At 49.1% G+C, this 11573-nt stretch carries 15 protein-coding genes; 13 read left to right on the forward strand and 2 right to left on the reverse strand.

Annotated features, from left to right (window positions below):
• The first annotated feature begins 113 nt into the window (after nt 1–113).
• Entirely contained in the window at nt 114–518 is a 405-nt protein-coding gene (locus ACZ481_RS11190) for an FmdB family zinc ribbon protein (protein ID WP_464770218.1), read from the forward strand.
• Nucleotides 519–811: 293 nt separating this feature from the next.
• Here the strand turns inward: ACZ481_RS11190 and ACZ481_RS11195 are convergent, their stop codons facing one another.
• Complete coding sequence (locus ACZ481_RS11195) at nt 812–1330, reverse strand: hypothetical protein (RefSeq protein ID WP_464770219.1); 519 nt, start codon at nt 1328–1330, stop codon at nt 812–814.
• A gap of 284 nt (nt 1331–1614) precedes the next feature.
• Between ACZ481_RS11195 and ACZ481_RS11200 the strand changes: the two genes are divergently transcribed.
• The 4 genes from ACZ481_RS11200 to ACZ481_RS11215 all read left to right on the forward strand — a co-directional run bounded on the left by ACZ481_RS11200 (nt 1615) and on the right by ACZ481_RS11215 (nt 4718).
• Nucleotides 1615–2055, forward strand: coding sequence for a glucosaminidase domain-containing protein (locus tag ACZ481_RS11200; protein ID WP_464770220.1), 441 nt, complete (start codon nt 1615–1617; stop codon nt 2053–2055).
• Between the two features lie 100 nt (nt 2056–2155).
• Nucleotides 2156–2584, forward strand: coding sequence for a hypothetical protein (locus ACZ481_RS11205; protein WP_464770221.1), 429 nt, complete (start codon nt 2156–2158; stop codon nt 2582–2584).
• A gap of 76 nt (nt 2585–2660) precedes the next feature.
• Nucleotides 2661–2810, forward strand: a complete 150-nt coding sequence (locus ACZ481_RS11210; RefSeq protein ID WP_464770222.1) for a hypothetical protein — start codon at nt 2661–2663, stop codon at nt 2808–2810.
• 162 nt (nt 2811–2972) lie between these two features.
• On the forward strand, nt 2973–4718 hold the full coding sequence (locus tag ACZ481_RS11215; RefSeq protein WP_464770223.1) for an ABC transporter ATP-binding protein/permease: 1746 nt from the start codon (nt 2973–2975) through the stop codon (nt 4716–4718).
• A gap of 195 nt (nt 4719–4913) precedes the next feature.
• On the opposite strand, the gene ACZ481_RS11220 is transcribed toward ACZ481_RS11215, so the two are convergent.
• Nucleotides 4914–5225: a hypothetical protein gene (locus tag ACZ481_RS11220; RefSeq protein WP_464770224.1), complete on the reverse strand. Its 312-nt coding sequence runs from the start codon at nt 5223–5225 to the stop codon at nt 4914–4916.
• A gap of 194 nt (nt 5226–5419) precedes the next feature.
• Here ACZ481_RS11220 and ACZ481_RS11225 point away from each other — a divergent pair, with 194 nt between their 5' ends.
• The 8 genes from ACZ481_RS11225 to folP all read left to right on the forward strand — a co-directional run bounded on the left by ACZ481_RS11225 (nt 5420) and on the right by folP (nt 11565).
• On the forward strand, nt 5420–5761 hold the full coding sequence (locus tag ACZ481_RS11225; protein ID WP_464770225.1) for a L,D-transpeptidase: 342 nt from the start codon (nt 5420–5422) through the stop codon (nt 5759–5761).
• A gap of 216 nt (nt 5762–5977) precedes the next feature.
• Nucleotides 5978–6238, forward strand: coding sequence for a GlsB/YeaQ/YmgE family stress response membrane protein (locus ACZ481_RS11230; protein WP_464770226.1), 261 nt, complete (start codon nt 5978–5980; stop codon nt 6236–6238).
• 710 nt (nt 6239–6948) lie between these two features.
• Nucleotides 6949–7491 (forward strand): recombinase family protein, encoded by a 543-nt coding sequence (locus ACZ481_RS11235; protein WP_464770227.1) that lies wholly within the window; start codon nt 6949–6951, stop codon nt 7489–7491.
• A gap of 155 nt (nt 7492–7646) precedes the next feature.
• Nucleotides 7647–7781, forward strand: a complete 135-nt coding sequence (locus tag ACZ481_RS11240) for a hypothetical protein (protein ID WP_464770228.1) — start codon at nt 7647–7649, stop codon at nt 7779–7781.
• Between the two features lie 220 nt (nt 7782–8001).
• The gene (locus ACZ481_RS11245; RefSeq protein ID WP_464770229.1) at nt 8002–8556 is read left to right on the forward strand and encodes a LemA family protein; all 555 of its coding nucleotides are present in this window, start codon (nt 8002–8004) and stop codon (nt 8554–8556) included.
• Nucleotides 8557–8578: 22 nt separating this feature from the next.
• Nucleotides 8579–9331, forward strand: a complete 753-nt coding sequence (locus ACZ481_RS11250) for a TPM domain-containing protein (RefSeq protein WP_464770230.1) — start codon at nt 8579–8581, stop codon at nt 9329–9331.
• 45 nt (nt 9332–9376) lie between these two features.
• Nucleotides 9377–10216 carry a methyl-accepting chemotaxis protein gene (locus tag ACZ481_RS11255; RefSeq protein ID WP_464770231.1) on the forward strand — a complete coding sequence of 280 codons (840 nt, stop codon included), beginning with the start codon at nt 9377–9379 and terminating at the stop codon, nt 10214–10216.
• Between the two features lie 146 nt (nt 10217–10362).
• Nucleotides 10363–11565, forward strand: coding sequence for a dihydropteroate synthase (folP, locus tag ACZ481_RS11260; protein WP_464770232.1), 1203 nt, complete (start codon nt 10363–10365; stop codon nt 11563–11565).
• The last annotated feature ends 8 nt before the right edge of the window (nt 11566–11573 follow it).

An 11573-nucleotide genomic window follows, 5' to 3' on the forward strand; every position in this document is an offset into this window, starting at 1 on the left:
TACATAAAATACTATTAAATTGGCAAATGTTCACTTATAATATTATTCATAATAGATGACGAAAGAGGCATTTTTGAAAATCTGCTCAGGGCCCCAATGGGGGCTTTGGCTGTATGGCCTTGAGTAAAAAAACGAAAGGAAGGGTTATACTTATGCAAGATGAGTCCAACCGTTTGCATCGAGAAAACCAGCCAGTGCTTATCTTAAAAAGCAAACCCGCAGGCATTAAAGAAAAAGAACGCGAAGGGGTATTTGTAAACGGCTTTATTTGCCAGAGCTGCGGGCTTCACTTCAATTTATTCTCCTGGAAAGCCAATCGCCACCGCAGTGATAATACCTATTGCCCGGAATGCGGCAACAAGGGCTCCTTTATTCACTATCGCAAGGTGTTGAGTACCAAGAGAGTCAGAGATGATAATTCCAATGACGAAATATTCAGGAATGTGCCTGTGGAAGGGAGTCAGTTAATGCCTGATTCCATTGTAATTCCTAAACAAAAGGATTCTCAGCGGGATTAAAACTTCCTTGTCCCCTGGCCGGTGAAAGCGATTAACAGCGCCAAGGCCCCCAAGAGAAACCGGCATGAGTAAAGCCCTGGCATAACGCCAGGGCTTTGATGTCCTGGAGAAAATATAACTTTCTGCCCGGATAAGGGCAGTTCGGCTTATGCCTTCACTAAGGCCCGGCTCAGGTTTCTTTAGCCTACCAGAACTTATAAATAATTCTGTGGAATACCCTAAGGGCACTGGCAGTTTCTGCCGTCGGCCTCAAAGACTTGGCATAAACCAAGTCTTTTTTAGCAGCAGCCTGTTTAACAATCATTTTTTTCCTTGGGCAGGGGTTTTATTAACTGTGAAACTGTCTCAATCACCAGGAGAAGAACGCCAACGACTGAATAGGCAAGAAAAAATATTACTACTTTTAAGGGGAAGGACGGCATTACATTGGCTTGGTCGTTGGCAGCTATGTAGGTTGAGCAAATATACAAGGCAATAATAAGCATGAAGGTGAAGGCCAGCAGTGCCAGGGAAAACCTGAATCTAAGCGAATTCACGTTGTTAAGAATCTTCAGCAAAACTGAGTTTGAGTTGACGGATACGGTAATAGATAAAGCAGCGAAAATCACGGCAAGCAGGCCACCACTAACCTGGCCAAGAAAGTTTAGCGTCTCTTTAACATAACCGGCATAGACAGTTGCCGGTAGATATTGATTGAAGTAGAGCATGATTACGGCAAAGAGGAACTCGGCCGAAAGAAAAATACTGCTGCAATACTCGCCAATAAGATATTTAAGTTGTTTAGCGCCTTTTTGATTAATAATAATTTTCATGAATATGTACTCCCAGAGGCTTTTTCAGGAGTATTGACAAACCAGCACCGGATTATACGTCCAATTACCAATAGGTAGTCAGCAATAGGTACGGCGTAGAAGACTGCTGGCAGATGGCGCGGTCAGTTATTGTAGTGTTGCTGTACACTGTTGCAGACGCAGCGGGACGGTAGTAGTGGCTTATTATAAAGACATTACCGCCGTCCCGTGTCTTTTAGCCGGAAAGCAGCAGTAACAAGAAGCCTGGACAGAAAATATATTAACAATAAGAGGAGGATCATAATATGAATAAATATTTTTATGACCTGGCGAAGCAGGCTGCCGCCGTAGCCAATGAAGGCGTTGGTGACATTATCAAACCGGAATGGATTTATTGTCAGTGGTGTCATGAGACAGGCGGATTTACTTCCACCTTGGCTAGTGAGTACTATAACCTCGGTGGGTTAACGCAGGTTACACCCAATGATACACCGCAACCGGACGGTCAGTACTACTATAAACAATTTGCCAGCTACGAAGCCTATGCCGAGTATTTTGGCAAATACCTCCGCTACTACGAAGAAGATGGTTTATATGCCGCTGCCAGCATTGATGACTATATTGCCGCACTTAAGCGTGGCGGCTATTTTGGGGATGCTTTGGCAAACTATTTAGCCAGCGTTAAAGGGATTTATGCGGCAAATTTTGCTGCTGCCGACGGCCAGACTGGCTCGGCTGAACGGTGATAGGAACGTAAAAAAGACGCCGTCCAGCGATGGGCGGCGTTTTAATGGGAGAGGAGACAATACATGTTTAGTTTATCCAGGATAAAGGAGATGATTCTCAATGATAAAAAGACTTTGGTTATCAGTGCTGTTTGCCTGCTTGCTGGTTTCGGTATCGGTTGGTACCTGTTCGGCGCAGTATCAAATGACCGAGCAGGAGTTGACCAGGTTAGAACAGATATTTCAGCAGCTGGACGAGAACAACAGGCAGCTATTGACCGAGTTGGCCGAGTCGAAAACGGACTTACAGACAGCGCAGCTGAAGCTGGCAGAGTATCAGAAGGACTTGGCGGCGTTGCAGAATCAGTTGCTGACGCTGAGAGTCGAATTGACAGCAGCCAAACAAAACTTACAGACAGCGCAGGACTTATTGCAGAAGGCCAACGAATCCTTGCAGGCATACGAGCGCGAGGTACGCTCCGAGATTAAGGGCCTGAAGCTGCAGCGCGGGCTGCTGATAGCGGGACTGGGGTATGTAGTGTTTAGGTAGTAAGGTAGAATTTTTCCTGCCAGTGATGCTATAATAACATATATAATAATTTTATCGGTAATGAGGTGCGTTAATTATGATGGATATTCTATGGTGGGCCTTGAATACGGCAATTGGTATTGGTACGGGATTTTATGTTCTTGACCTGCAGGGAGCTTTGTTTATGGCAATGGTAGGGGGGCTGGGCGGGATTTTCTTGTGGTTTGAGAGAGTAACTCACCGCTAAGCCGGAGCATTTTTGCTGCCGCTTCACCTTTTGGGGTGGAGCGGCTTTTTTTTGAGCGATTTTTCGCAGGCGGGAAGCTGTACGTAGAACCGGTACTTTTTAGTTAGCGTTTTTGTACTGCTCCTGGCAAAAATGCAATATAACGATAAAGAGGTGGTGAAGATGCGAAGGGGTGTGATGCTGCGCGGGGCCTGGAGGATTGCCAGGACTTACTGGTTCTCGGAAGAAAAATGGTCGGCCTGGCTGCTGCTGTCCGGTGTGATTATTTTAAATCTGCTGCTTGTGTACGTTACCGTCCAGCTTAATCTCTGGCAAGGGACCTTTTACGATGCGATCCAGAACTTCAATTATGAGGGCTTTCTGCAAATAATGGAACAGTATGCATTATTAGGGGTTTTATTCATTATCGTCAAAGGGTATCAGATCTATGTGCGCATGCTCCTTCACCTGCGCTGGCGGCGCTGGCTTACAGAACGCTACCTGTCGGCCTGGCTGAAAAAAAAATCCTATTACCGGCTGCAGTTAATGGCCGGGAATGCTACCGACAACCCTGATCAGCGAATTAGTGAAGACATTGAATTGTTTGTCAGGCTAACACTGCGGTTATCGGTAGACTTTTTGCAGGATGTGGTGACGGTTTTTTCGTTTGTTATCATATTGTGGAATTTATCGGGGGTTTTTTATTTGCCTGTGGGCGGCCAGCACATACCGATATACGGATATCTGGTATGGCTGGCGTTAGCCTATGCCATCGCCGGTACCTACTGGACACTCAAAATCGGGCGCCCGCTGGTCAGGCTGGAGTATGAGCAGCAGCGGTGCGAGGCCGATTTTCGGTTCAGTCTGGTCCGGGTACGGGAGTATGCGGAAAGCATCGCTCTGTACAGTGGCGAAGAGAATGAAAAGAAAAATTGTATGAAACACTTTAATGAGATTGTAGTCAATTTCCTGCAAATTATTGACGTCCGGAAACGGCTGATGTGGCTGACAACCGGTTACTCTAAGATTTCAGTTATCTTCGCGGCCTTGATCGCATCACCACTTTATTTCCGCGGCCAGATTCATTTCGGCCAGATGTTTCAGATCATTGACGCCTATAACCATGTACAGGTCGGGTTTTCCTTTATTATCGACAGTTTTACCCAATTGGCGCAGTGGCGGGCGGTTATAAACCGGTTGAATAATTTTCTTACCTGCCTGGAAGCCGTCCAAACCGAGGATAGATCCCAGCCGGAGGTTGTTTCCCGGCAGCACCACGGTGATTTTTACTTAGAGGGTGTTCAGGTTTTTCAACCAAACGGGCAAACGCTGGTTCAGGATTTAACATTAACCCTGCCTGGCAGTCAAAGCCTGCTGATAACCGGCCCTTCCGGCTGCGGCAAGAGCACCTTGCTGCGGACCTTGGCCGGTATATGGCCGTATGCCAGTGGCCGCATCCGGATTCCCCGCCAGGCGAGGATCATGTTTGTGCCCCAGAAATCCTATATGCCGATTAACACGCTGCGGGAGGTACTGTTGTACCCCGGGCTGGCCCGGCCGGTAAATGACGCTGATTTACAAGCTGTTTTGACAGCCTGCCGGCTCCGGCAGCTAACAGGCCGGCTTGATGAGTGGCTGGACTGGGGGCAGGCCCTGTCTTTGGGCGAACAGCAACGACTGGCGTTTGCGCGTGCGCTCCTGCAGCGGCCTGATTGGCTGTTTCTGGATGAGGCCACGTCGGCGCTGGATGAAACTACCGAGCAAGCGGTGTACCGGCTGGCAGTTAAAACACTGACCAAGACGACCATCATCAGTGTGGGCCACCGGAGTACACTGGTACATTATCACCAAAACCGCCTGCTTTTGGGCGGCGACGGCAGTTGGGAGCTTAGGGCTGCTTTTGCCGGCGCTGCTAAGATTCACAAATAACCGGCCTCTTGAACTGTTATAAATTCTGACGGGGTAAGAAAGAGCAAGGGCCGGCGGTTCCGGCATTAATGCCGGAACCGCCGGCCCTTGCGGCTTGCAGTAGCAGAAATGTAAGGTGGCGCGGCCTGACGCGCAGCGGCGATAGCAGGGAAAAGCTCCGGGTCTGAAAGAGGCCGGATAAGGGATAATAGGAAACTACCTCTGCCGCTTACGGGTTTTCAGGAATGGAACAGAAAGATACAGGCCGGATATTGTTAAGAGAATTAATCCGATTGCCGTTAGGTCAATAACCCAGCGCAGATCTGTCGCTGCTATTTGACCTTCATGGATCGCCTGTATTAATTCCCGGCCAGGTGAGTGAGTTTCTGTCTGGCCGTACAGATGCCCGGCGCTGTTTTCGTGTGCTATCGTTGCGTAGGGTTCGCCGGTAAGCCCGGGTTCAGACAGCAGCAGGCCGGTAATTGCTTCGACAAGGAGGTTAATGGTCAAAAAAAGGCCAAGCCACATATGGATGGAGCGCACCTGCCGGTATATGAAAGCCACCTCCCATTATTAATCTTTGTTATATTTATGCACAATGTACGAAATTTAGTATCGGCGGGGAGACCGCAGGCAGGACAGGCGATGGTGAAAGCAGCCAACAGCCAATTAGTGGCAATCGGCACTGGCGGTGCATAAACTGAGGTCGGAGGCGAATAGTAATGAAAAAGTATATTGTTGTGAACCTTACAACGCTGCGTGTTGCCTATTATGAAGAGGGCAATTTGATTGCCGAATATCCGGCAGGAATAGGTAAGGCGGAAACACCCACTCCCCCGGGAAGTTATCAGGTTATAGACAAATTAATCTTTACCGAGCCCGGTGAAGTGGACCTTGGTTCGCGCCGGTTTGTCCTGTCCACAGATAAAACCTGCCTGCACGGTTCCTGGTTTGGACCGGTTGAAGGACAGGTATCCGGCGGCTGTGTAAGAATGTACAATCAGGACATTGCAGAACTTTTTGAAAAAGTGGAGATTGGCACCCCGGTGACGATGATGCATTAGCGGTTAGCCATAAAAGCTGCTGGCAAGAGGCAGCCCGGTTGTCAGAGGGGAAAAGCGGGCAGGGACGGTGAACTGTTTTAGCCGAAGACAGTACCGTCCCTGTCTATTGGCGTAAGCTCTAGAGCCAGCCTCGCGTCCGGGGCCTGGAGCTGTCTTAAACCGCTGGCGGTATATTTTTACATTAGTTAAGCATACTACTGGCGGAGGTGTTTTTTAATGATAGGAAATACAATTTGGTTTTTGCTTATTGGGGCTGTGGCCGGCTGGGCGGCCGGCAAACTAATGCGTGGTCATGGTTTTGGGCTATGGGTTGACATTATTGTCGGTGTTGTGGGAGCGTTTATTGGCGGTTTTGCCTTATCTTTATTAGGATTCAACACCTACGGGCTGATTGGCCAGCTTGTTACCAGCATCATCGGCGCGATGATTTTTCTCTGGGTTATCCGTTTGTTCAGCGGTAATCAGGCTAGTACATAAGCGCTGCGATCAGCAGAAAAACTATTGACTACGACCGCTTCATCCTTCCTGATGAAGCGGATTTTTTTGCGTGCCCAGGCCGCCTAGCAGCGTGTCAACCTTAAAACTGTAGGATAATGGCGAGAAGATTTTTCGTAAGACAAGGCGGAGGAATGAGGCATACCGGACGTATGCCGATTGACGACAACGCAGGCTTACGGAAAATATCCCGTCAGTATCCGCAGGATTAGGGTTGTCACGCTGCTAGGGCCGGCAATCATTGCTGCCGGGAAAATTAAGCGCATGCGAGGTTGTTGCCTACACATGCGCTTGGCTCCATGGTACCCTTATCTGACGGGTTAAGACTTCCGCCTCTGGAGGCGCGTCAGTTCAGGGGTGGCGTTGACTCTCCGCCTGAATTCCCGCAGTTTCAGCTTTGCTGAAACGAGTTTACGTTCAGCAGGCCGACGGCTTTTTTCTGTCTGTTTTGCCTGGCTGTAACCGATTTCCCTGGCGGCGCATAGGCTATAATACATCACGCCGCCGGCTAACAACAGGGGAAGGGCCTGGACACAGGTTGTCTGCCCTTTTGTGGATTGTTTTTTATGTGCCTTTTGCTGTTTAACAGGGTGATTGCTTCTGAAGCTCCAGCTGCAAGTAGATGCTTAACAGTCTTTGGCAGGCTGCCGTGCAAAAGGATGTCCGAAAAAATAAATAGGGGGATAGTATCTATGAAAGCCCTTTTATATGCCCGGGTCAGCAAGGAAAACCAAGGCGCATTCAGTATCGAAACCCAGCTCCAGAAATGCCGGAAGCAGGCCGAAATCCTGGGAGCCGACGATATCGAAATATATGTTGACAGCGGTTTGACTGCAGATGTTGACAGGCCCGGGTTTAACAACATGCTGGCAGACTATCAGGCCGGCGACATTATTATTGCCCTTAGCTCCGACCGCCTATTCAGCAGCTTCAGCCAGGCAAAGGAGTTTAACAAACAATACAGGCTTCAGCTCGTCCTGCCAGACGAAGACGAATTAAGGCCGGCGGAGCAAACGGACCAGGCCCAGGCTGCAACTGAGCCTGCTGCTGCCGGGAATGCAAGTAAACCAGATAATAAAGCCCGGCAATTGTTCTTGGCTCATATTGCCGGTTTAATCGATTTCTGGGACCGGGAGCCTAAATCCAGCCGGGAAAAGCTGGAAGGCTTAGCGGTATCCATATTGGGCATTTATGACGGCTGGGCTGAGGAAATCAGCCATTATCTTAAAAAATAACCAGGTTCTTATGCCCGGATGAATGCCGTTTATACGTACGGCCAAGATAATTTGCTAGTAAAATTTGTCGAAATAGTGTATAATGTTGGCATTAGCTGCGAGGTTGCATCCGTGTGATCTCGCATTTAGATTTAAGATAGAGAGGTGTACCTAGCATGGATAATGCCAAAAGATTAGACACAGGTTTGACAGAGGAAGAATTGCAGCAGTTGTTGGCTGATCTGCCTAATATTATTAAAAAACTGGAAAATTGGCAATCTGAGGCTAATCACCTAAAACGTTCCACCTGATGCCTTGCTAATGTAAACATAAGTGTAAGCCCCCGGCGCAGGCCGGGGGCAATTCTATTGTAAGCAAGGCAGGGAAACTTTAACAGGATGGAGAATGCTTTAAAATAGAAAGATAGATAATACAAGCTGAGGCTTGCCAGGAGGTGAACAGGTGTATATTCAAGCCGGTTTGAGATAATAAAATAAATAGCAGTATTTTTATATAAAGGGAGGTTTTTAGATGAATAAAACAGTATGGGTCATTATCGCGATTGTTGGCGCCTTGTTGGTGAGTGCTGTTTTCAACTATAACACATTGGTTAGCATTAATGAAAATGTCAATGGTAAATGGAGTCAGATCGAAAACCAGCTGCAGCGGCGGGCCGATTTAATACCTAACCTGGTTAATACGGTAAAGGGCTATGCTGCCCATGAACAACAGGCAATTCAGGCAGTCGCCGATGCGCGGACCAAGCTGGCAGGAGCCCAGGGACCGGTAAACAAGGCCCAGGCAGACAATGAGTTGAATTCAGCCCTCAGCCGGCTGCTGGTAGTGGTGGAAAACTATCCTAATCTTAAGGCCGATCAAAATTTCCGGGCGCTTATGGACGAACTTAGCGGTACCGAGAACCGGATTGCCGTAGCCCGTAAAGATTACAATGATGCCGTGCAGGGCTATAATGTTAAAATACGCTCGTTGCCGACCAGTTTGTTCGCCGGCATGATGGGCTTCGGGCCCAAGGAATATTTTCAGGCCGCTCCAGGCGCGGAACAAGTTCCCCAAGTAAATTTCTAATGGCCGAATGAGGGGGTAATTTATGAATAAAAGGTTGGCCTGGCTTGTTTTAGTAGTATACCTATTACTAATTTCCCTGGCTGCGGCCCAACCCCTGATCCCGCCGGCGCCGACACACAGTTTCTATGTTCAGGACCACGCCGGCGTATTAAATTCAGATACTAAAAATAAAATTAATGCTCTGGGGGGCAAACTGGCAGATAAAACCAAGGCGCAGATTGTTGTGCTGACTGTTAAGAGCCTGGAGGGAGCCGCTATAGAGGAATACGCCCTGGAGGTTCTGCGGCGGTGGGGTATTGGGGATAAACAGCTAAATAACGGGGTACTGCTGCTTGTTGCGGTCGATGACCGGCAAGCGCGGATTGAAGTGGGATACGGCCTGGAAGGCGCGTTAAACGACGCCCGCACCGGAGCTGTACAGGATGACTACATGCTGCCGTTTTTTGCCGCCAATGATTATAACCAGGGGATTTGGAATGGTTATCAGGCCTTGGTCGGCATTGCGGCCCAGGAATATAAACTGGATATCCATACTGACGCTAAAGCCGCTACCGTGCGTTCTGCCGCCAATCCGTCGTGGTGGGATACCCTGCCCTGGTGGGGGCAGCTGGCGATAGCAGCAGGGGCGCTGGCATTGTTTATTATTGACTGGCTGTTTTTCGGCGGCACGATTACTTATCTCATTCTTTCACTGTTACGGTTCCGCGGCGGTGGCGGCGGTGGCGGCTATGGCGGCGGCTCGGGCGGCGGCGGCGGTTCCAGCCGTAGATGGTAATGCCGGCGGTGTAGGGCAATTGCGGGAATAAAGGAAGGGATTTAGATGGCAGAGGTTTCCTTATTAAACTGTTTTACCACGGTTGCAAAGTATATTCCCCAGTTAGTTAACGGCAAGGTTGGGGTGGTGGTGAGTGACCGGGAAAAATGGTTGGTATCTTACTCGATTCCTGAACTCGAAGGCCAGGTGGTTGTTGGCGAAGCACTCAAACCGGGAGCGGCTGCCTATCAGGCAATACAGCAGCGGCAACGGGTGGTTGTGGCCGTAGGCAGTGAAGTGTACGGTATTCCCTATATTGCCATCAGTCTGCCGATAATTAACGAACAGGGTGAGGTCATTGGCGCTGTTGCGGTTCACGAATCCATGGAACGTCAAAACCTGCTGGCAACGGCGGCCAGACAGTTATCCAGTTCCGCTGTCCATATGTCCTCGTCAATTCAGTCTATTCTGGCCCAGGCCGAAGAACTGGCAGCCAGCGGGCGCGTTCTTAAAGATATGTCAGTTGCCGCCAACAAAGAGGTGGCCGATACGGATTCTGTTGTTGGCTTTATTAAAAATGTTGCCAGTCAAACCAATCTTTTAGGTCTGAATGCCGCCATTGAGGCCGCCAGAGTCGGAGAGCTGGGGCGGGGGTTTGGCGTCGTTGCCGAGGAGGTCCGCAAACTGGCCACCAATAGTGCCAGTTCGGCAACTCAGATTACCACGATCCTGAATAATATTAAACAATCAATTGCGAAAATTGGCGTGGAAATAAATCAGATCGATGCGGTTACCGCGCATCAGGCCAATACCATTCAGGACCTTACAGCCCACAGCCAGACGCTTATGGCAATGTCTGAGCAGCTTGCCAGTCTGGCAGCCAGTATGAATAATGAAAAAAAGTGAAACAACCAGCAGGGTTGTTTCACTTTTTTATTTACGATATTGGCCAAACCAAAGGGCAAATTTCTAAAATTTGCATAATAATCTTTATTCTACATAATTTTATGATACAATAAAATTATATTTTGTCGCAATAGGGGAGGACGCTAATGCAATACAATATGCGGGTAATTGAGATAAAAAGCCAGGAACAGGCTAAGGCTGAACTGTACAAGGTTAAATGTGATCCCGGCGGTGCGGCTATTATGTCTAATAAAGCCGTATATAAAACGATTAAAGTGGAAAATGTGCTAAGTAAAGCCGCGCTGATCTTAAAACAGACCTTTCTTGCCAAAGGCGGCGAGGCCTCTGTCGCCAGGGGCGCGGCCGATTTTAGCGACCAATACACCGATGTGCTGTTAAGCGGGAGCTTAAAACATTATAAACAATGTATTCCCCAGCTTAAGGTCCAGCCATGGGGCTTAAAAAAACTGGCTCAGGAACTGGAGACTGTTATTGCCGCCAGCGAGTCCTTCCCCCGGCGCGACTATCAGCTGGGCAGCCACCAGCTGGCCATTACGCCGGAGAAAACACTGGTTATGGGAATTCTAAATTTTACCCCCGATTCTTTTTCGGACGGGGGAAAGTTTAATACGATTGATGCCGCCCTGAAGCAGGCGGAGCAAATGGTTAAAGACGGGGCCGATATTATCGATATCGGTGCTGAGTCTACGAGACCCTACGGATCAGAGAAAATATCGGCGCAGGAAGAGCTGGAGCGGTTAATGCCTGTCCTGGAAAAAGTACTGGCTGTTGCCAGTGTGCCTGTCTCGATTGATACTTATAAAGCCAGTGTGGCCCGGGAGGCCCTTAAAGCCGGCGCCCATATGATCAATGATATCTGGGGCCTGCAGTTCGACCCCGGCATGGCCAAGGTCGTTGGCGAAGCCGGGGTGCCGGTGGTGATTATGCACAATCAGGAAGGGACCGTGTATCAGCGGGATATTATGGCCCATATTCTTGAGTTTTTGCGGCGCAGTGTTGAGATCGGCCAGGCTGCAGGTATCAGCGCTGATCAGTTTATTATCGATCCTGGCATTGGGTTTGGCAAAACGCCGGCAGCTAATCTAGTAGTGCTGGCGCGCTTGGAGGAGCTAAAATCAATGGGGTGCCCGATACTGTTAGGCACTTCCCGCAAGCGGTTCATTGGCGATATTTTAAATGCCCCGCCTGCTGACCGGGTGGAAGGAACCGGCGCTACTGTCGCTGTGGGAATTACCAAAGGCGCCAATATTGTTCGGGTCCATGATGTCAAGGCGATAGCCCGCATTGCCCGGGTGACAGATGCAATAACAAATGCTAAATATCAGTAGGGGGTAGC

Source organism: Sporomusa intestinalis, from assembly GCF_055383785.1.